We start from the raw sequence: 19,692 nt of genomic DNA, 5'->3' as shown, positions 1-19,692 counted from the left end.
GAGTACACCGTGCTGAGTACACAGGCCCGTCAGGTCGGCGAGCTTCTCGTCGAGCGCCACGTTCTCGCGCGCGACGCGCTGGAGCGCGCTCTCGAGGAGGCGGGCCGCAGCGGCGACTCGCTGCCCGCCGTGCTGCGACGCGAGGGCCTCGTCGGCGACAAGGACCTCACCGCAGCCATCGCAGGTGCGTTCGGTCTGCGTTTCGTCGATCTCGGGACCACGCCGGTGCACCCCGAGGCCGCGACGCTCATCCCTGCCGAGGTGGCCGGTGAGTACCAGGCGCTCGGCGTCGACTTCGACGGGCAGAGCCTCGTCGTGGCGTTCGCCGAGCCCGACGACGAGGCAGCCCACGACGCGGTGCGCGCCGCGACAGGGTCGGAGATCGAGCCTGCGGTGGCCGACCGCTCCGAGCTGGCCGAGGCCATCATCGGCGTGTACGGGGAGGCCGCCGGACGCGGGTCCCGCCCCGCCCGCTCCGGTGGCGACGGGCCCGACGACGACGTCCACATCAACGAGTTGCTGAAGCGCGTCCTGGAGTCGGGTGGCTCCGACCTGCACCTGGCCGCGAACTCGCACCCGGTCATCCGAGTGCACGGCGCGCTGCACCCACTCACCGACTTCCCCGTCCTCAACGGGTCGATGATCCGCCAGATGGTCTACGCCATCCTCCCGCAGAGGGCCCGGGAGCGTTTCGAGGACGATCTCGAGCTCGACACCTCGTACACCGTGCCCGGCCTGGCGCGCTTTCGCGTCAACGTCTTTCTCCAGCGCAACTCGGTGGGTGTCGTCATGCGTGTCGTGCCCTTCGAGATCGTCGACTTCGAGAAGCTGGGGCTTCCCGAGTCGGCCCGTACGTTCGCCGATCTGCCCCGCGGGCTCGTGCTCGTGACCGGGCCCACGGGCTCGGGGAAGTCGACGACGCTGGCCTCGCTCGTCGACATCATCAACCGCGAGCGCCCGGTGCACATCATGACGGTCGAGGACCCGATCGAGTTCCTGCACGAGCACAAGCGTGCGGTGGTCAACCAGCGCGAGGTGGGTGAGGACACCCACGGGTTCGCCGACGCGCTGAAGCACGTGCTGCGCCAGGACCCCGACGTGATCCTCGTGGGGGAGATGCGCGACCTCGAGACGATCTCCACGGCCCTCACCGCCGCCGAGACCGGGCACCTCGTGTTCGCCACGCTGCACACCCAGGACGCTCCCCAGTCCATCGACCGTGTGATCGACGTCTTCCCCTCGCACCAGCAACAGCAGATTCGTGTGCAGCTGGCGGCCTCGCTCCAGGGCATCGTCACCCAGCAGCTCCTGCCGACACCCGACGGCTCGGGCCGGGTGGTCGCCGCCGAGGTGATGATGGCCACACCCGCCGTGCGCAACCTGATCCGTGAGGCGAAGGTCCACCAGATCTACTCGATGATCCAGGCCGGCGCGAAGCACGGCATGGTCGCCATGGATCAGAGCCTGGCGTGGCTGGTCCGACAGGGGCGGATCTCGATGGAGGTCGCCCTCGAGCGCTGCTCCAACGAGTCGGACGTGCGCCGGCTCGTGTCGAGCGCCGCCTAGAGGGACGGGGACCGGCCGTGCCCAGTACCTACGCCTACAAGGTCCGCGACTCGGCCGGCAAGGTCGTGGAGGGGACCCTCGAGGCAGACTCCGCCAACCTCGTCGTCGGCAAGCTCCAGGGGATGGGCTACACACCCATCAGCGTCGAGGAGGAGGCCGACAACAGGCTCCAGATGGAGATCAAGATCCCGGGGCTGACCAACCGCGTCAGGCTCAAGGACCTGGCGGTCTTCTCCCGGCAGTTCGCCACGATGATCAACAGCGGGCTCACGCTCCTGAAGAGCCTGAGTGTCCTCGAGGAGCAGACCGAGAGCGAGGAGCTCGGCAAGGTCGTCCGGGAGGTGCGCCTCGACGTGGAGCGCGGCAGCTCCCTGTCGGTGGCGCTCGCACGCCGGCCGAAGGTCTTCAACAGCCTCTATGTGGCCATGGTGAAGTCGGGCGAGACCTCGGGAACGCTCGACCAGTCCCTCGAGCGCATCGCGCACACGATCGAGAAGCAGGTCCAGCTCCGCCGCAAGGTCATCTCGGCGATGACCTACCCGACGATGGTGGGGTTGTTCGCCTTCCTGATCACCCTGGCGATGCTCATCTTCATCGTCCCGCAGTTCAAGGACATGTACGCCGACCTCGAAGGCACGCTTCCCGCGCCGACGCGGGCGCTGCTCGCCGTTTCGGAGTTCACGCAGAAGTACTGGTACATCTGGGCGCTCGGCGGCATCGTGGGGGCGTTCGGGTTCCGGCGCTGGATCAACTCCGAGTCGGGCCGGCAGCGCTGGGACACGATCAAGCTCCGGATCCCGGTCTTCGGACCCCTCGTGCGCAAGATCGCGCTCGCACGTTTCTCGCGGACACTGGCCGCCCTCACCCGCTCGGGTGTGCCGATCCTCGAGGCCCTCGACATCGTGGCCCAGACGGCGGGCAACTGGGTGGTCGCCACCGCGGTGCGTGACGCCCAGACAGCGGTGAAGGGTGGCGACACGCTCGCCCACAAGCTCCAGGACCACGAGGTGTTCCCGCCGATGGTCATCCAGATGATCTCGGTGGGGGAGGAGACCGGGGCGCTCGACGAGATGCTCGACAAGATCGCCGAGTTCTACGAGAACGAGGTGGAGACGACCGTCGATGCCCTCACGTCGCTCATCGAGCCCATTCTCATCGTGATCATGGGAGCGATCATCGGCGGCATGGTCATCGCCCTCTACCTTCCGATGTTCAACATCATCAACCTCATCGAGTAGCCCGAAGCAGAGTCCCGCCCGGGCGAGACACCCCGGCCGAGATGGTGCGATTTCCTGGCCATGGAACGGGTTATCGCACCAACCCGGCGGGGGGTGCCGCCAACGAGATGGTGCGATTTCCTGGCCATGGAACGGGTTATCGCACCAACCCGGCGGGGGGTTCCGCCAACGAGATGGTGCGATTTCCTGGCCATGGAACGGGTTATCGCACCAACCCGGCGGGGGGTTCCGCCAACGAGATGGTGCGATTTCCTGGCCATGGAACGGGTTATCGCACCAACCCGGCGGGGGCGGGCGGTGCCCGTAGGATCCGGCGCATGCACGAGGGGTCGAAGAAGGCGATCGCCGCGGCGTTCCTCGCCAATCTCGGGATCGCCGTCGCCAAGTTCATAGGCTTTGCCGTCACGCGCTCGTCGTCGATGCTCGCCGAGGGCATCCACTCGGTGGCCGACACGGGAAACCAGGGCCTCCTCTTCCTCGGGGGAGCGCGTGCGAAACGGCGCGCCGACGACACGCATCCGTTCGGCTACGCACGCGAGCGCTACTTCTGGTCGTTCATCGTGGCGCTCGTGCTGTTCGCTGTCGGGGGCCTGTTCGCGGTCTACGAGGGCTACGAGAAGTTCCGGCATCCCGAGCACATCGACTCACCCGAGTGGGCCTTCGGGATCCTTGCGGTCGCGATCGTGCTCGAGATGTTCTCGCTGCGAACGGCGGTGCGCGAGGCCCGACCGCTGAAAGGGCCCCGTTCGTGGTGGCGGTTCGTCCGGGAGTCGAAGACGCCCGAGCTCCCGGTCGTCCTCCTCGAGGATCTCGGCGCGCTGACCGGCCTGGCCCTGGCGCTGTGCGGTGTGGGCATGGCGGTCGCCACCGACGACGGCCGCTGGGACGCCCTCGGCAGCATCTCGATCGGCTGCCTGCTCGTCGTGATCGCTGTCGTCCTCGCCAACGAGATGCGCAGTCTCCTGCTCGGAGAGGGCGTGGATCCCGCCACGCACGAGGCCATGCGACGGGCCCTCGCCGACTCCGACGACGTCGACCGGGTGATTCACCTGCGCACGCAGCACCTCGGCCCCGACGACGTGCTCGTGGTGGCGAAGGTCGACTTCGCCGACGACCTCGCCGGAGATGAGTTGGCGGGGGCCGTCGACGCCGCCGAGGAGCGCCTCCGGGCGGTCGCCCCCGTCGCACGCCTCGTCTTCCTCGAGCCCGACGTCTACCGCGACGACACGTAGTCCCCCCACCGCCACTCGCGGGGTCCGCCCCCGGAGGATTCCTGTCGGATCTCGTGGTGAATCATGTCCGGTTTGTGGCACTACAAGGATTCTCACGGTGCGTGGCGAAAACCCTCAAGTGGGCCCGGGGGTGGGCCGATGAGGACACCAGCGAGGAGGACCGACAAAGGCAAAGCCGCCGGAAGGCGGTGACGCAAAGCCACGGGGCCCACCACCATCCGTCACAGGCGACGGGGTGGGGCCGGCCGGGCTACCAGGCGGAGACGGGTCCCGGGGTGTGGGAGACGGTTCCGCCGGGCGGAGGTCCGCCTTGCGTGCCATACACCCGAGAGAAAGGTACGTACCCATGCTGCAAGCTGCGATTCAGCGGCTGCGGAACCGGAAGAACGACGAGGAGCAGGGTTTCACGCTCATCGAGCTGATGGTGGTTGTGCTCATCATTGCGATCCTGATCGCATTCGCCATCCCGACGTTCCTCGGAGCCCGTCGCAGGGCTCAGGACCGGTCCGCGCAGTCGAGTGACCGCAACACGCTCAGTGCGGCGGACACCATCTACTCGGACAACCAGACCTACACGGACGTGGACGCCGCTGCGCTCGGCGCAGAGGAGCCATCGATCACGTTCAAGGCTGGGAACGCCGCGTCGACGGGTCCGAAGGACGTGTCGGTCGATGCTGCCGACGCGGACAACCTGTACATCGTCGCCCTGTCCGACTCCGGAACCTGCTTCGGGATCTGGAGCAACAAGGCCGTCGGTGGCGGTGGCGTGCAGTTCACCGAGGTCGATGGCGGCACGTGTGATGCCGACTCGGCTCAGGTGGCCGCAAACGTCAACTGGCAGAGCGAGTTCTAGAACCCGCCAGCCATCGAGTAGAGACGACCGGGGTGGGCTTCGGCCCACCCCGGTCTTCGCGTTCACCCACAGCATCACCATGGGTTCAGCGCCTCGGCAATAGCCTCCGGGCCGTGCTCGCCGCCGTCATCGCCGTCTGCGCCGTCCTGGGCCTCGCCGTCGGCTCCTTCCTCAACGTCGTGATCTGGCGCGTGCCCCGCGGCGAGTCGATCGTGCGGCCACCCTCGCACTGCCCGGCGTGCGGTCGCCCCGTGCGGCCCCACGACAACATCCCCGTCGTGTCGTGGCTCCTGCTTCGTGGCCGCTGCCGCGACTGCGCGGCGCCCATCCCGGCCCGCTACCCGCTCGTGGAGCTGGGCACGGGCATCGCCTTCGGCCTCGTCGGGGCCCGCTTCGACCTCACGTGGGCCCTCCCCGGCTACCTCGTGCTCACCGCCGGGCTCATCAGCCTGTCGGCCATCGACCTCGACACGTTCCTCCTGCCCAACCGCATCGTCTACCCGCTGGCGGTCGCCTCGGTCCCCCTCGTGGGGCTGGCAGCGGCGGGCGAGGGCGGCTGGTCCGCCTTCGGCCGCGCCCTGGCAGGGGGTGGCGCGATGTTCGGTGCCCTTCTGGTCATCCACCTGATCTCGCCCCGGGGGATGGGCTTCGGCGACGTGAAGTTGGCCTTCGTCCTGGGGGTCTGGACGGGCTACCTGGGCTGGGGAGAAGTCGTGCTGGCCTTCTTCTGGAGCTTTCTGGCCGGGGCCCTCGTGGGGATCGGTCTCATGGTCCTCGGGGGCCGCGGCCGCAAGGACCCTGTGCCCTTCGGGCCCTTCCTGGCGCTGGGGACCTTCGCCGCCGTCATCGCCGGCGAGGCGTTCCTCGACTGGTACCTGTAGCCACGGTCAGCGGATTGGTGGCCATCCGGTCACTGTCCGTGAGCGGCGCTAGAGAGGGGTCCCCACGCTGTGTGGCTCTTGTGGGTAATGTTAAAGAACGAGATTTGAGTTGACGATAGTGGGTACTGAGTCTTAACGTGCTCGTAGTCAACTCAGGGGGACACACGTGGCACTGGAGGCGCGGCTGCTCACGGTCCGCGAGGTCGCGGACGTGATGCGCGTCTCCCCGATGACCGTCTACCGGCTGATCAAGAGCGGCGACCTCGAGGCGATCCGCGTCGGGCGCCACTTCCGGATCAGCGAGGACCAGGTACAGGGCTACCTGGACCACCAGACGGTGCGGGGGGGATCGTGGCCAAGCGACTGATCGGCCTCGACATCGGCACCAACGCCGTGACGGTCGCCGAGGTGGCGCCCGGCGACCCGCCGGTGCTGCGCGCCTTCGGCCAGGTCGGCCTCCCGACGGGAGCCGTGATCCAGGGCGAGGTCGTCGACCCGACCGCCGTCACCGAGGCCGTGAAGCGGCTCTGGCACGAGGTCGGGCTCCCGAAGCGCGCCGAGGTCCGTGTCGGCGTCGCCACGCCCCGCGTCGTGGTGCGCCAGATCGACCTGCCCGAGATGGCCGACACCGACATCGCGGGGGCGCTGCGCTTCCAGGCGTCCGAGCTCATCCCGATCCCGCTCGAGGAGGCGGCCTACGACTACCTCGTCCTCGACCACTTCGCCGCACCATCGGAGTTCGAGGCCGACGCGGCTGCAGAGGATGTCGACGATGCGGCACCCGACGAGACCGCTCCGGAAGCACCTGTGGAGCAGGACACCGTCCGCATCCTGCTGGCCGCCGCACAGCGCTCGATCGTCGACACCCTGGTCGGCTGCGTGCGCAGTGCCGGCCTCCGGGTCGGGGCCGTCGACCTCGTGCCCCTCGCCCTCATCCGGAGTCTCGGCCGACGCGTGGCCGCCAACGGGCCGGGTGCCGAGGCCATCGTGTCCCTGGGTGCCGGTGTCAGCGTGGTCGTCGTGCACGAGGCGGGGGTCCCGCGCTTCGTGCGCATGGTCGGCCGCGGCGGCCATGATCTCACCGAGGCGCTTGCCACGTCCCTCGACGTCCCGTTCGCCACGGCCGAGGCCGTCAAGCGGGGAGCCGACGATCTGCCCGACGACGTCGTACGGGCTGCCGACGAAGCACTGGTGCGCCCCCTCGGCGACCTGCTGGAGGAGGTCCGCAGCTCGCTCGACTACTACCGGGCCCAGCCCGACGCGCTGCCACTCCTGCGCGTCGTGCTCACCGGTGGCGGCTCGCAGTTCCCCGGACTCGACGAGCAGATCCAGGAGCTCATCGACCTGCCGGTCGAGAGTGCCCAGCCCCGCCTCGGGCTCACCGTCGACGACATCGGTTTCGCCGACGAGCAGCTTCCCGATCTCGACCCCTACCTCCCCACGGCCACTGGTCTCGCGCTGGGCGGCCTGCCGTACTACGGGCGGACCGTCGACCTGCTCCGCGGCGAGAGCGGCGTCCCGTCGTCGCGGCGCAACGCTCTGATCGCCGGTGCAGCGGCGGCGGTGGTGGCCGCGCTTCTCATCGGTCTCTCGGTCCTGCGCTCCCAACAGGTCGACGACAAGCAGAACGAGGTCGACGAGCAAGTGGCGCAGAACGCGATGCTCCAGGCCCAGGTCGACGATCTCACCGAGGTGCAGCAGCGTGAATCGGAGGTCGAGGGCCTTCGGCAACAGGTCGTCGCACTGTTGGGCACCGACGTGTCGTGGTCGTCGTTGCTCCAGGAGATCGCCCGGACCATCCCCAACGATGTGTGGCTCACCGAGTTCCAGGGCCAGGTCACGCCCACCGACCAGGCCGCACTGCCCGAGGGCGGCCCGCCCCCCGATGACACGTCAGGTGCGGACGCCGACGGCACCACCGACACCTCCGGGACGACGGTACCCGGGCAGGCCGCCATCGGGACCTTGAACTTCCAGGCGCGGGGCCTCGACTACCCGTCGGTGTCGGCGTGGCTCCAGCGAATCGGCGACATCCCGGCGTTCTCGGGCCTGTGGGTACCCGACGCCACGGCGAGCGACGCCGACGGGCGTGTCCTCGTGGACTTCACGTCCGACGCTGAGCTCACGATCTCGGCCGCGAGCCGCCGGGCGGCGGAGTTGATCGAGGAAGGCCTCGGAGACGGCACCGGGCCCGGTGGTGGGGTGAACGGCAATGAGTAGCCGCACCAAGCTGCTCATCGGCGTGGGGGTCCTGGTCGCCGTCGTCGTGGCGTGGTTCTTCCTCTACTACAGCCCCAAGGGCGACGACCTCTCGGCTCTCGACGGCGAGCTCGACGAGGCGGTGGCCGAGGAGTCGGAGCTCGAGACGCAGCTCGAACTCCTCGAACGTCTGGAGGCCGAGGCGCCCGCGCGTGAGGCGGCGCTGCGACGCCTCAACGCGGCGGTACCCGTTCAGCCGGACCTCGACGTGTTCATCCTCGAGGCCAACGAGATCGCCGATCTCTCGGGTGTCGACTGGCTGTCGGTGTCGCCCACGCCGCCCGCAGCCGGCGGTACGGCCGGCGTCTCGGTGATCTCCATGACCATCGAGATCCAGGGCGGCTTCTTCCAGGTCCTCGACTACATCAACCGTCTCGAGGACATCGAGCGGCTCGTGATCACCGACAGCCTCAGCATCTCCACCGGTGGTGGCGAGGGGGACGACGGGAAGGGCGCCGACAGCGGGTCGGGTGCACCGACGCTGTCGGTGACCCTGACGTCGCGGATGTACACGCGCGCCGACCCGTCATTGGGCGACGCTGCCACCACCGACGGCGGGACGGCTCCGAGCGACGAGCCCGCTCCCGAGGAGCCGACCCCCGACGAGCCGCGACCCGACACGCCGCCCACGGGCGCCGACACCGAGCCGGCGGTCTGAGCCATGGCCCAACAGGACCCCCGCCGCCTCAAGATCCTCCTCGGGATCCTCGGTGTCGTCGTCGTCGGCGCGCTCGCCTACACGTTCTTCCTGAGCGGCGGTGACGACGGCACCGACGACGTCGCCACGACGACGACCGACGGTGGCAACCTCGGGGACGACACGGGGCGCGACGACGCGGTCGACCCCGGAGCCGGGGCCCCGGAGGACCTCGACGGCGACTCCGTGGCCGGCCCCGACGAGACCTTCGACGTGTTCGCCACGAAGAACCCCTTCGAACCCGTCATCGACCTCAACCGAGGAGGCTCGACGCCCACAGACCCCACGACACCCACGACACCGACGACGCCGACCACGCCCACGACACCGACCACACCGACAACGCCCACGGCACCGGGTGGCACCGGGGGGACGGGTGGCGGCGGCACCGGCGGCGGGGGCGGGGGCGTCGACCCGGTCCCCCAGCAGAACGTGGCCCTGCTCGACATCTTCGAGGCCGCCGGTGTGCGCAGCGCCCGCGTCCGGGTGGGCTCCACCGTCTACACCGTGACCGTCGGCGAGGTGTTCGCCACGAGCTACCAGGTGGTCGGCCTCGACGACACCTGTGGGCAGTTCCTCTTCGGTGACGACCCCTTCCAGCTGTGCCAGGGCGAAGAGGTCATCAAGTAAGCAGGCCAGTGCCCGAGGGGCAGCCCGGTACGCTCGGGCCCACGACACGCGCGTGCGCTGGCCGGGGGATTGCCCTCCGGCGGATCGGGAGGACCGGTGCTTCGATATCTGACCGCGGGTGAGTCGCACGGACCCGCCCTCACGGTGATCGTGGAGGGCCTCCCGGCAGGCCTGGGCGTGACGGTCGACGACATCGCCTCGGAGCTGGCGCGCCGTCGGCTCGGCTTCGGTCGCGGTCCCCGCATGCGCCTCGAGGCCGACGAGATCGAGCTCCTCGGCGGCCTCCGGCACGGTCGGACCCTCGGCTCGCCGGTGTCCGTCGTGGTCCGGAACACGGAGTGGCCGAAGTGGTCGGAGGAGATGTCACCGCACCCCGGTGCTCCGTCCCGGCGCGCCACCCAGCCCCGTCCGGGTCACGCCGACCTCGTCGGAATGCAGAAGTACGGCTTCGACGACGCGCGCGACGTTCTCGAGCGTGCCAGCGCCCGCGAGACGGCGGCGCGCGTCGTCGCCGGGACCTTCGCCAAGAAGCTCCTCGCCGAGGTCGGGACGACGGTCATCAGCCACGTCGTCGCCATCGGGGCGGCCGAGGCGAGCCGAGATGTCCGCCCGGGCCCCGACGATCTCGAGGCGGTCGACGCCTCCCCGGTCCGCTGCTTCTCGGCCGACGACGAGGCGGCGATGATCGCCGAGATCGAGACGGCGGCCGCCCAGGGCGACTCGCTCGGCGGCGTCCTCGAGGTCCTCGGCTTCGGCGTTCCCACGGGGCTCGGCTCCCACGTGCACGGCGACCGGCGGGTCGACTCGCTTCTCGCAGGCGCGCTCATGAGCATCCAGGCGATGAAGGGTGTCGAGATCGGCGACGGCTTCGCGGGAGCCGCGCGCCGGGGGTCCGAGGCCCACGATGAGATCGTGTGGGATCCCGACGACGCCGCGTACACGCGTGCCTCCTCGCGTGCCGGCGGCACCGAGGGTGGGATGACCACGGGCGGTCTCCTCGTCGCTCGCGTGGCCATGAAGCCGCTCTCGTCGCTCAACCGCCCGGTGCTGCGCACTGTCGACGTCGACACCAAGGAGGAGACGGTGGCATTCAAGGAGCGCACCGACGTCACAGCCGTCCCGGCCGCCGGCGTCGTGGCCGAGACGATGGTGGCCCTCGTCCTGGCCGACGAGGTGACACGGAAGTTCGGGGGCGACTCCGTGGCCGAGCTCACGACCAACCACCGTGCGTTCGTCGCCACGCTGTGACGACACCGCACGCACCGCACCTGCTCCTCGTCGGGCTCATGGGTGCCGGCAAGTCCACCGTCGGTGCCGCGTGCGCCAGGCGTCTCGGCCGTCGTTTCGTCGACGTCGACGACCTCGTCGAAGACGACGCGGGCATGAGCGTGGCGGAGATCTTCGAGCAGTTCGGTGAGGAGGACTTCCGCCGACGCGAGCGCGGGGCCCTTCACAGCGCCTGTTCGCTCGCCGAGCCCCTCGTCGTGGCCCCGGGAGGTGGAGCCGTCCTCGACCCCGTCAACCGGGAGACTCTCGGGGCCGCGGGGGTCGTCGTCTGGCTCCGGGCGCCGGTCTCGGTGCTGGCGCAACGGGTGGAGGGGAGCGGCTCCCGACCGCTCCTGGCCGACGGGGCGCTGCCCACGCTGACCCGTCTGGAGGAGGAGCGTGACGCCGCCTACGCCGACGTGGCGACGTGCACGGTGTCGTCGGGCGATCTCTCGGTCGCCGAGACCGTCGACGCGGTCCTCGACGCCTTCGAGCGTGCGGTGAGCGGACCATCAGGCCGGGCGGGCCGATGAGGTCGGTCACCGTCGCCGCCGCCACCGGTGCCTACGACGTCCTCATCGGCCCGGGCACGATGTCACGCGCAGCGGAGGTGCTCGGCGCCCGGGGACGTGTGGCGGTCGTCACCCAGGCCACCGTGGCACACGAGCATGCGGCCGTCCTCGAGCGCGCCCTCACGACCACGGGTGCCGACATCGGTGTCTTCGAGATCCCCGACGGCGAGGCTGCCAAGACACTCGACGTCGTCGGCGACCTCTGCCGTCGCTTCGCCCGCAGCGGGTTGCTCCGGGGCGACGCCGTGGTGGCGCTCGGCGGGGGAGTCGTCGGCGACACAGCGGGCTTCGCTGCGGCGATCTACCACCGGGGTGTCGACGTCCTCCAGATCCCGACGACGCTGCTCGCACAGGTCGACTCCTCGGTCGGGGGCAAGACCGCCGTGAACCTCCCCGAGGGCAAGAACCTCGTCGGCGCCTTCCACCCGCCCGTCGGGGTCCTCGCCGACACCGACACGCTGGCGACGCTTCCCACGGTGGAGTACCGGTCGGGTCTGGGGGAGGTGGCCAAGTACGCCTTCCTGGGCGACACCGCCGACGTCCGTGAGGTGGGCCGGATCCTCGACGACGAGCGCACGGCCGTGGTCGCCCGCGATCCGCACGTGCTCGAGCGACTCGTCCGCACCTGCGTCGCCGTCAAGGCCGAGGTGGTCGCTGCCGACGAGCAGGAGCGACACGGGGGTCGTGCAGTTCTCAACTACGGCCACACACTCGCCCACGCCCTGGAGGCCGAGGACGGATTCACGATCCGCCACGGCGAGGCCGTCGCCATCGGCCTGGTGTTCGCCGCCGAGCTGGCGCTCGCCCTCGGCCGAATCGGGGAGAGCGCACGCGATCGGCACCGGGAGCTGGTGAGCGCTCTGGGACTTCCCACCGAGGTCCCTCCCGGCGCCGAGGCGGGCCCCCTGGTGGCCCACATGAGGCGCGACAAGAAGGCCAGTGGCGGCCTCACCTTCGTCGTCGACGGGCCCGACGGCCCTGAGCTCCTGGACGACCCACCCGGCGAGGCGGTGGCACGGGCGTTCGCCGCCGTGGGTGTCCGGGCGACGCCACCGGTCGCGCGAGGCTGAGGACATACGACGCCGCATGGGACCGACACGATGACGATGATCCTGCTTCTCTCCGGACCGAACCTCAACCTGCTCGGAACGCGCGAGCCCGGTATCTACGGCCACGACGATCTCGACACGCTCGTCGACAGTGCCCGCTCGACGGCAGAGAGCCACGGGCACACGCTGGAACACCTCCAGTCGAACCACGAGGGCGACCTCGTGGAGGCCGTCCAGGGGGCACGGGGCCGCTGCGGCGCCCTCATCGTCAACCCGGGTGCACTCACCCACTACTCCTACGCGTTGGCCGACGCCCTGGCCGCGTACGACGGCGTGTCGGTGGAGCTCCACATCTCCAACCCGGCGGCCCGCGAGGAGTGGCGCCGCCGATCGGTGGTCGCGCCCCACGTCACGGGAACGGTGGCCGGGTTCGGGGCGGCGGGCTACCGGCTCGCCGTCGACGCCGTGGCGGCACTGCTCGCGTCACGCTCGTCGTGAGCGGCGACGGGCTGTCGGGCTTCCTCTCCGTACCCCTCGACATCGCGGCGCGCCTCGGGCGTCTCGAGGACGCCGTCACCGCCGCGGAGCTCGACGCGCTGGTCGTCACCCGTCTGCCGAACATCCGCTATCTCACGGGCTTCACCGGATCCGCTGCGACGCTCACGGTCGGCACCGATGGCGGATCGGTGCTCTGTACCGACGGCCGCTACACCGAACAGGCACGGGAGCAGATCGCCGCGTCGGGTGCGGCCACGCGGGTGGAGACCCGCGCCACGGCCGCCGACCGGCGTGAGGTCCTCACGGCCGCTCTCGGCGGTCGCCGACGCGTCGGCCTCGAGGCACACGGGGTGAGCTGGTCCCTCCAGCGCTCGTACGCGGAGGCATGGGGCGACGACCACGAGCTGGTCCCCACCGAGGGCCTCGTCGAGGGCCTGCGCCGTCGAAAGGACGCCGGGGAGGTCGCACGCATCGCCGCGGCCTGCTCCGTCGCCGACGACGCCTTCGGGGTCGTGAAGAATCGATTCTCCGACGGCCCGACCGAACGGGAGATCGCGCTCGACCTCGAGTTCGAGATGCGTCGCCGTGGAGCGAGCACCGTCAGTTTCGACCCGATCATCGCGTCGGGGCCCAACGGGGCGATGCCCCACGCACGGCCCGGCGACCGGGCGATCGCGCCGGGAGAGCTCGTCGTGTGCGACTTCGGATGCATCGTCGACGGCTACTGCTCCGACATGACGCGTACGGTGAGTGTGGGCGAGCCCTCCGCCGATGCCCGCGCGCTCGTCGATCTGGTGACCACGGCGCAGAGAGCAGGCGTCGCGGCGGTCCGCCCCGGCGCCGGCCTCGCCGCTGTCGACGCCGCCGCGCGCTCTCCCATCGACGAAGCCGGCCGCGGCGAGCTCTTCACCCACGGCACGGGTCACGGTGTCGGCATCGAGGTGCACGAGTCGCCACGGGTAGGGCGCAACGAGAGTGGTAGCTTGCAGGTCGGCGACGTCGTGACCGTCGAGCCCGGCGTCTACCTCCCGGGTGTCGGCGGCGTGCGCGTCGAAGACACCCTCGTCGTCACCGAGGAGGGCGCCGACACCCTCACCCACTCCACCAAGGAACTGGTCCTGTGAACGTCTCCACCAACGACCTCAAGAACGGCATGGTGCTCGACCTTCCGTCCGGGCTGATGAGCGTCGTCGAGTTCCAGCACGTCAAACCCGGCAAGGGTGGTGCCTTCGTGCGCACGAAGCTCAAGAACTTCCGCACGGGTGCCGTGATCGACAAGACCTTCCGGGCCGACGAGAAGGTCGAGAAGGCCGTCATCGACAAGCGCAGGATGCAGTACCTCTACCGCGACGGCACCGACCTCGTGTTCATGGACAACACGACCTACGACCAGATCCATGTCGACGCGGAGCGTGTGGGCGATGCCGTCAACTTCCTCAAGGAGGGTGACGACGCCGTGTTGCCGACCTACGAGGGCGAGGTGGTCGGCGTCGACCTTCCCGCCGCCGTGGTGCTCACGGTCACCGACACCGAGCCGGGGATACAGGGTGACCGGGTGTCGGGTGCGCGCAAGCCGGCCACGCTCCAGACCGGCCTGACGGTCCAGGTGCCCCTGTTCGTCGAGCCGGGCGAAGACGTCAAGGTCGACACCCGCACCGGCGACTACCTCGAGCGGGCCTGAGCGGTGGCCCCGAGGCGCGAGGCGCGTGAGCGCGCACTGAGCCTCGGCTACGAGGCGCAGCAGCGTGCCATGACTCTGGCCGACCTCCTCGACGAGCTTCCCACACGGCCCGAGGAGTACGCGGTCCAGCTGGCCGAGGGGGTGGACGCGCACCACGAGGAGATCGACGGGATGCTGCGCCGGTTCTCGGACCACTGGTCGCCGGAGCGGATGCCCGTCATCGACCGCGAGCTGCTGCGGCTCGGGACCTACGAGCTGCTGTACTGCCCCGACGTCCCGACCGCCGTCGTCATCACCGAGGCCGTCGAGCTCGCCAAGGAGTACTCCACCGAGGATTCCGGGCGGTTCGTCAACGGCCTCCTCAACCGGATCGCCTCGGAGACGCGCGCGGGAGTCTGATGGCGGCCGTGCGCGGAACCGTGACGCCCGAGACCGTCGAGCCCGAGATCGACGAGCCACCTCTGGGCGCCCCCGTGCCCGACGAGGTCGATCCCGACAAGGAGGTCGTGCCCGACACGCCGTGGCTCGTGATCGTCTGGAACGACCCCGTGAACCTGATGAGCTACGTCGTGTGGGTCCTGCGGAAGCTCTTCGGCTACTCGAAGGACAAGGCGACGAAACTCATGATGGACGTCCACACCAAGGGGAAGGCCGTCGTCTCGCACGGAACGCGCGAGAAGGCCGAGACCGACGTGGCCCGCCTCCACGCCCACGGCCTGTGGGCCACGATGCAGCGCGACCAGTGATCGCGGTCGGCCGATGAACGGCGTCGTCTGATGGGCGAGGCGTTCGAGCCCGACGCGTCGGGCGTCCGCGTGTGCCTCGACACGCACCAGGCCGCACTCCTCGACCAGGTGGTCCGCGAGCTGCTCGGGGTGCTCGAAGAGCCGGCAGAGGGCGTCGACGAGCTCGACCCGCACCGTCACGATCCGCCTGCCGCGCGCCGTCGGCTGTTCCCCCACGCTTACCTCGACCCCACCGAGGAGCAGGCGGAGGAGGAGTGGCAGCGGATGGTGCACCACGACCTCGTCGACGGCAAGCGTCGCAACGCCCGGACGCTGCTGGGTGGCCTGGAGGCCCTCACGCCGGCCGGCAGCGACCTCGCCGGGACGCTCGACCGGGACGACGCCGAGGCGTGGCTCGGCGCACTCAACGACACGAGACTGGTGCTGGGCACACGGCTCGAGATCAGCGACGAGGTCGACTACTCGGGCCTCGACCCGACGGACCCCGACGACGCTGCCATGCTCGCCTACGGGTTCCTGACCCACCTCACCGGAACGCTCCTCGAGGCGCTCACCGGGGACGGGTGACGCGTCGAGGGGCGCACGCGACGTGGCGTCCGATATGGTCGGATCGACCGACCGGTCCGACCGACCGACGCACGTGAAAGGGCATTGCCGTGGGCTATCTCGAGGGCAAGACGATCGCGATCACCGGAGCCGGCCGGGGAATCGGCAGGGCCGTGGCCATGCTGTGCGCCGAGAGCGGTGCCAACGTCGTCGTGAACGACTACGGCGTCAGCATGGACGGTAGGGATCCCTCGAGCGAGGTGGCCGACGCCGTGGTGGAGGAGATCACAGCGGCCGGCGGCAGAGCCGTGGCCGTGGCCGACACGGTCACCACCATGGAGGGTGGTCAGCGCATCGTGCAGGCCGCGCTCGACACCTATGGCGGCATCGACGGTGTCGTGTGCGTTGCGGGGATCCTGCGCGAGCGGATGCTCTTCAAGATGTCCGAGGAGGAGTGGGATCCGGTCATCGCCACCCACCTGAAGGGAACCTTCACGGTGTTCCGGGCGGCAGCACCCCTGATGCGTGAGCAGAAGTCGGGCACGCTGCTCGCCTTCACCTCCGGCGCCTTCGCCGGAAGTGTCGCCCAGGCCAACTACTCCGCTGCCAAGGGTGGGATCGTCTCGCTGGTGCGCAGCGCAGCGGCCGGTATGTACAAGTACGGCGTGACCTCCAACGCCATCGCCCCCGTGGCCAAGAGCCGACTGTCGGCCAACGTCCCCATGGAGATCGAGATGGGCGAGCCCGAGGACGTGGCGCCCATGGTCGCCTACCTGCTCGGCGACGACGCCCGCGACATCACCGGACAGGTCTACACGGCCGTCGGCGGCCGGGTGGCGGTGTGGAACCAGCCCGCCGAGGTGCGTGAGATGACCAAGGACGGGCGCTGGACCCCCGAGGAGCTGGCGCAGCGCCTCCCCGACGAGGTCGGCGTCGAGCCCCTGGGTCTCATCGAGCGCATCGAGCAGATGGCCGCCGCGGCGAAGTCGGGCGCCAAACCCAACGCGTGACCCTGCTACTCTCGTCGTGACCGTGAAGGGGGTCCCGTGAGGCCCTCACGGAAGGAGCCCAGTGGGCGCGCCCGACGCCGCCGATGAGGCGGCCGACAAGCCGAGTCGCGACACCTCCGGGGCCGACCTTTTCGTTCTCCGCACGAAGGTCCTCGACTCCGACGACCTCCGTCGCGCGCACACGCGTATCGCTCACGAGGTCGTCGAGCGCAACCACGGTGCCGACGACGTCGTGCTCGTCGGGCTCTACACGCGAGGTGTCGCGATCGCCCGCCGCCTCGCCGCGGCCATCGCGTCGTTCGAGGGCGTCGAGGTGCCGGTCGGCAGCCTCGATGTGAGCTTCTATCGCGACGACATCTCCCTTCGCCCGGTCCAGCCCGCGGGGCCCACAGAGGTGCCGGTCGACATCACCGGGCAGGTCGTCGTGCTCGTCGACGACGTTCTCTTCACCGGCCGGACTGTCCGTGCAGCGCTCGACGCCCTCACCGAGCTGGGCCGGCCCCGTGCGGTTCAGCTCGCCGTCCTCATCGACCGCGGGCATCGCGAGCTCCCGGTCCGAGCCGACTACGTCGGCAAGAACCTCCCCACCAGGGTCAGCGAGGACGTCCGGGTGCGGCTGAGCGAGACGGACGACAACGGCCCGGCCGACGACGCCATCGAGATCTGGGCGCCTCGGACGCAGGCGGCTCCGACCGAGGGCTCGGGTGACGGGTCGTGAAGCACCTCTTGTCGATCGACGACCTCGAGCGAACCGATGTCGACGAGCTCATGGAGCTGGCCGACTCGTTCGTCGAGGTGTCGCGTCGCGAGATCGCCAAGGTTCCCGCGCTTCGGGGCCGCACCGTCGTGTCGCTCTTCTACGAGGACTCGACGCGCACGAGGATCTCCTTCGAGACCGCCGCCAAGCGCCTGTCGGCCGACACCATGACGTTCGGGGTGAAGGGGTCGTCTGCGGCGAAGGGTGAGTCTCTACGCGACACCGTGCGCACGATCGAGGCGATGGGCATCGACGCCGTGGTCGTCCGCCATGCAGGCGCGGGCGCCCCGCACCGGGTGGCGACCTGGGTCGACGCCGGCGTCGTCAACGCCGGCGACGGTCGTCACGAGCACCCCACCCAGGCCCTCCTCGACTGCTACACGCTCCTGCGCCACCGCGGTCCCTCGCTCGAGGGGGCTCGTGTTGCCGTGGTCGGCGACGTCGCCAACTCCCGGGTCGCAGGCAGCGATGTGCGGGCACTCCACCTCCTGGGCGCACAGGTCACGCTGGTGGCACCACCGACGCTCCTGCCGTCCTCGCTGGCGGGATGGCCCGTCGACGTGTCATACGACCTCGATGCCGTCCTCCCGGACCTCGATGTGGTCATCCTGCTGCGTCTCCAACGGGAGCGGCAGTCGGAGGCGCTGTTCCCGAGCCTGCGGGAGTACGCGTTGCGGTTCGGGATGACAGCCGATCGCGCCCGACGGCTCCCCGCCGACGCCCTCGTCATGCATCCGGGGCCGATGAACCGCGGCATCGAGATCGACGCCGAGGTCGCCGACGGTCCCCGTTCCACCGTCACGGAGCAGGTGGGCAACGGTGTCGCGGTGCGCATGGCCGTCCTGTACCGCATGCTCGCTGCGGGGGGCTCCGATGCCTGACGTGTCACACCACCCCGTTCTCGATGCGCGCGAGTTGCTGATCGTCGGCGGCGAGATCGTCGACAGCACCGGACGGCGCCACGCCGACGTGCGGGTCGCCGGCGGGGAGGTCGCCGAGGTGGGGGCCGGCCTCGATCCCGACAGCGCCGACCTGGTCGTCGACGCGGCAGGCTGTCTCGTCGCACCGGGGCTCGTCGACCTCCACACGCACCTGCGCGAGCCGGGCGACGAACTGGCGGAGACCATCGAGACAGGTGCCCGGGCGGCAGCGATCGGTGGTTACACGGCGGTCGTGGCCATGCCCAACACCCGCCCGGCTCTCGACGACGCCACCGTGGTCGGCTCCGTGCTCGCCCGCGGTGCCCGCAGCATCTGCGACGTGGCGTCTGCAGCGACCATCACGAAGGAGCGGGGTGGTCGTGAGCTGTCGCCGATGGGGGAGCTCTACGACCTCGGCGTGCGGATCTTCACCGACGACGGGGACTGCATCGACGATGCGGGCGTGATGCGCAACGCCATGGCCTACTCCACGGCGCTACCCGGGGCCGTGATCGCGCAGCACGCGGAGGATGCGGCGCTCGCACGCGGTGGGCACATGCACGAAGGGGAGTGGTCGAGCCGTCTCGGGATCCCGGGGCGTCCGTCGGCCGCCGAGTCGGTGGTCGTCGCTCGCGACATCGAGCTCGCGAAGCTCACGGGGGCACGTCTCCACGTGCTGCACTGCTCCACGGCGGAGTCAGTGCAGCTGATCCGCGAGGCGAAGTCCGCAGGTGTCCCCGTGACGGCGGAGGTGGCGCCACACCACTTCACGCTCACCGACGCCGAGTGCGCCACCTTCGACCCGCTGTTCAAGGTGCATCCTCCGTTGCGGACCGACGCCGACATCGCCGCCCTGATCGCGGGGCTCGTCGACGGCACGATCGACGCCATCGCCACCGACCACGCCCCACACCCGGCGGAGGCCAAGGACCAGCCCTTCGAGGAGGCACCACCCGGGATGCTCGGTCTCGAGACGGCGCTCGCACTCACGTTCACGGAGCTCGTCGAGCCGGGCCACCTCACGGTCGAGGAGGCCTTCGGCCTGCTCTCGTGGAATCCGGCGCGGATCGCCGGCCTGGAGGACCACGGCCAGCCGGTCGGGCCCGGTTCGCCCGCCAACCTGTGCGTGGTCGACCCCGAGGCCTCCTGGGAGGTCGACCCGGCCGGGCTGGCGAGTCGGTCGCGCAACACTCCCTACGTCGGACGGAAGCTGAACGGGCGGGTGCGTCACACGGTGCTGAGAGGAGAGGCCGTCGTCATCGACGGAGAGGCACAGCGGTGAGGGGGCGGC

General features: G+C 70.1%; 22 protein-coding genes and 1 riboswitch. All 22 genes read left to right on the top strand.

Annotation, left to right across the window (positions count from 1 at the left end):
* The first annotated feature begins 9 nt into the window (after nt 1-9).
* The 22 genes from R3A49_03510 (at nt 10) to R3A49_03405 (ending at nt 19,683) form a co-directional block, all read left to right on the top strand.
* Nucleotides 10-1,566: a PilT/PilU family type 4a pilus ATPase gene (locus R3A49_03510; protein MEZ5169795.1), complete on the top strand. Its 1,557-nt coding sequence runs from the start codon at nt 10-12 to the stop codon at nt 1,564-1,566.
* A 17-nt stretch (nt 1,567-1,583) separates the two neighbouring features.
* Nucleotides 1,584-2,804 carry a type II secretion system F family protein gene (locus tag R3A49_03505; GenBank protein ID MEZ5169794.1) on the top strand — a complete coding sequence of 407 codons (1,221 nt, stop codon included), beginning with the start codon at nt 1,584-1,586 and terminating at the stop codon, nt 2,802-2,804.
* Between the two features lie 317 nt (nt 2,805-3,121).
* Nucleotides 3,122-4,036 carry a cation diffusion facilitator family transporter gene (locus R3A49_03500; protein MEZ5169793.1) on the top strand — a complete coding sequence of 305 codons (915 nt, stop codon included), beginning with the start codon at nt 3,122-3,124 and terminating at the stop codon, nt 4,034-4,036.
* A gap of 158 nt (nt 4,037-4,194) precedes the next feature.
* Nucleotides 4,195-4,294: riboswitch (cyclic di-GMP riboswitch) on the top strand.
* Between the two features lie 88 nt (nt 4,295-4,382).
* Nucleotides 4,383-4,889: a type II secretion system protein gene (locus R3A49_03495; GenBank protein MEZ5169792.1), complete on the top strand. Its 507-nt coding sequence runs from the start codon at nt 4,383-4,385 to the stop codon at nt 4,887-4,889.
* 113 nt (nt 4,890-5,002) lie between these two features.
* Nucleotides 5,003-5,770: a prepilin peptidase gene (locus R3A49_03490; protein MEZ5169791.1), complete on the top strand. Its 768-nt coding sequence runs from the start codon at nt 5,003-5,005 to the stop codon at nt 5,768-5,770.
* A gap of 166 nt (nt 5,771-5,936) precedes the next feature.
* Nucleotides 5,937-6,137, top strand: a complete 201-nt coding sequence (locus tag R3A49_03485) for a helix-turn-helix domain-containing protein (protein ID MEZ5169790.1) — start codon at nt 5,937-5,939, stop codon at nt 6,135-6,137.
* Entirely contained in the window at nt 6,122-7,990 is a 1,869-nt protein-coding gene (gene pilM / locus R3A49_03480) for a pilus assembly protein PilM (GenBank protein ID MEZ5169789.1), read from the top strand. The genes R3A49_03485 and pilM overlap by 16 nt, the downstream gene beginning before the upstream one ends.
* Complete coding sequence (locus tag R3A49_03475; protein ID MEZ5169788.1) at nt 7,983-8,687, top strand: hypothetical protein; 705 nt, start codon at nt 7,983-7,985, stop codon at nt 8,685-8,687. Before pilM ends, R3A49_03475 begins: the two co-directional genes overlap by 8 nt.
* A 3-nt stretch (nt 8,688-8,690) precedes the next feature.
* Nucleotides 8,691-9,356 carry a hypothetical protein gene (locus R3A49_03470; GenBank protein MEZ5169787.1) on the top strand — a complete coding sequence of 222 codons (666 nt, stop codon included), beginning with the start codon at nt 8,691-8,693 and terminating at the stop codon, nt 9,354-9,356.
* Between the two features lie 96 nt (nt 9,357-9,452).
* Complete coding sequence (aroC, locus tag R3A49_03465) at nt 9,453-10,604, top strand: chorismate synthase (protein ID MEZ5169786.1); 1,152 nt, start codon at nt 9,453-9,455, stop codon at nt 10,602-10,604.
* Nucleotides 10,601-11,155: a shikimate kinase gene (locus tag R3A49_03460; protein MEZ5169785.1), complete on the top strand. Its 555-nt coding sequence runs from the start codon at nt 10,601-10,603 to the stop codon at nt 11,153-11,155. Before aroC ends, R3A49_03460 begins: the two co-directional genes overlap by 4 nt.
* Nucleotides 11,152-12,264: a 3-dehydroquinate synthase gene (aroB, locus tag R3A49_03455; protein ID MEZ5169784.1), complete on the top strand. Its 1,113-nt coding sequence runs from the start codon at nt 11,152-11,154 to the stop codon at nt 12,262-12,264. Before R3A49_03460 ends, aroB begins: the two co-directional genes overlap by 4 nt.
* 30 nt (nt 12,265-12,294) lie before the next feature.
* On the top strand, nt 12,295-12,741 hold the full coding sequence (locus R3A49_03450; GenBank protein ID MEZ5169783.1) for a type II 3-dehydroquinate dehydratase: 447 nt from the start codon (nt 12,295-12,297) through the stop codon (nt 12,739-12,741).
* A complete protein-coding gene (locus tag R3A49_03445; protein ID MEZ5169782.1) occupies nt 12,738-13,865 on the top strand; it encodes a Xaa-Pro peptidase family protein in 1,128 nt (375 codons plus the stop codon). The genes R3A49_03450 and R3A49_03445 overlap by 4 nt, the downstream gene beginning before the upstream one ends.
* Nucleotides 13,862-14,422 (top strand): elongation factor P, encoded by a 561-nt coding sequence (gene efp, locus R3A49_03440; GenBank protein MEZ5169781.1) that lies wholly within the window; start codon nt 13,862-13,864, stop codon nt 14,420-14,422. Before R3A49_03445 ends, efp begins: the two co-directional genes overlap by 4 nt.
* 3 nt (nt 14,423-14,425) lie before the next feature.
* Nucleotides 14,426-14,821: a transcription antitermination factor NusB gene (gene nusB / locus R3A49_03435; GenBank protein MEZ5169780.1), complete on the top strand. Its 396-nt coding sequence runs from the start codon at nt 14,426-14,428 to the stop codon at nt 14,819-14,821.
* Between the two features lie 62 nt (nt 14,822-14,883).
* Nucleotides 14,884-15,168, top strand: a complete 285-nt coding sequence (clpS, locus tag R3A49_03430) for an ATP-dependent Clp protease adapter ClpS (protein MEZ5169779.1) — start codon at nt 14,884-14,886, stop codon at nt 15,166-15,168.
* A 30-nt stretch (nt 15,169-15,198) separates the two neighbouring features.
* On the top strand, nt 15,199-15,735 hold the full coding sequence (locus R3A49_03425; protein MEZ5169778.1) for a DUF2017 family protein: 537 nt from the start codon (nt 15,199-15,201) through the stop codon (nt 15,733-15,735).
* 89 nt (nt 15,736-15,824) lie between these two features.
* Entirely contained in the window at nt 15,825-16,724 is a 900-nt protein-coding gene (locus R3A49_03420) for an SDR family oxidoreductase (GenBank protein MEZ5169777.1), read from the top strand.
* A 61-nt stretch (nt 16,725-16,785) separates the two neighbouring features.
* Nucleotides 16,786-17,442 (top strand): bifunctional pyr operon transcriptional regulator/uracil phosphoribosyltransferase PyrR, encoded by a 657-nt coding sequence (pyrR, locus tag R3A49_03415; GenBank protein ID MEZ5169776.1) that lies wholly within the window; start codon nt 16,786-16,788, stop codon nt 17,440-17,442.
* Entirely contained in the window at nt 17,439-18,362 is a 924-nt protein-coding gene (locus R3A49_03410; protein MEZ5169775.1) for an aspartate carbamoyltransferase catalytic subunit, read from the top strand. The genes pyrR and R3A49_03410 overlap by 4 nt, the downstream gene beginning before the upstream one ends.
* Nucleotides 18,355-19,683: a dihydroorotase gene (locus tag R3A49_03405; protein MEZ5169774.1), complete on the top strand. Its 1,329-nt coding sequence runs from the start codon at nt 18,355-18,357 to the stop codon at nt 19,681-19,683. Before R3A49_03410 ends, R3A49_03405 begins: the two co-directional genes overlap by 8 nt.
* Nucleotides 19,684-19,692 lie beyond the last annotated feature (9 nt).

The sequence above is a fragment of the Acidimicrobiia bacterium genome (assembly GCA_041394025.1).
Classification (GTDB): Bacteria; Actinomycetota; Acidimicrobiia; order IMCC26256; family JAOSJL01; genus JAOSJL01.
This window is presented reverse-complemented; position numbering and strand designations above follow the sequence as displayed.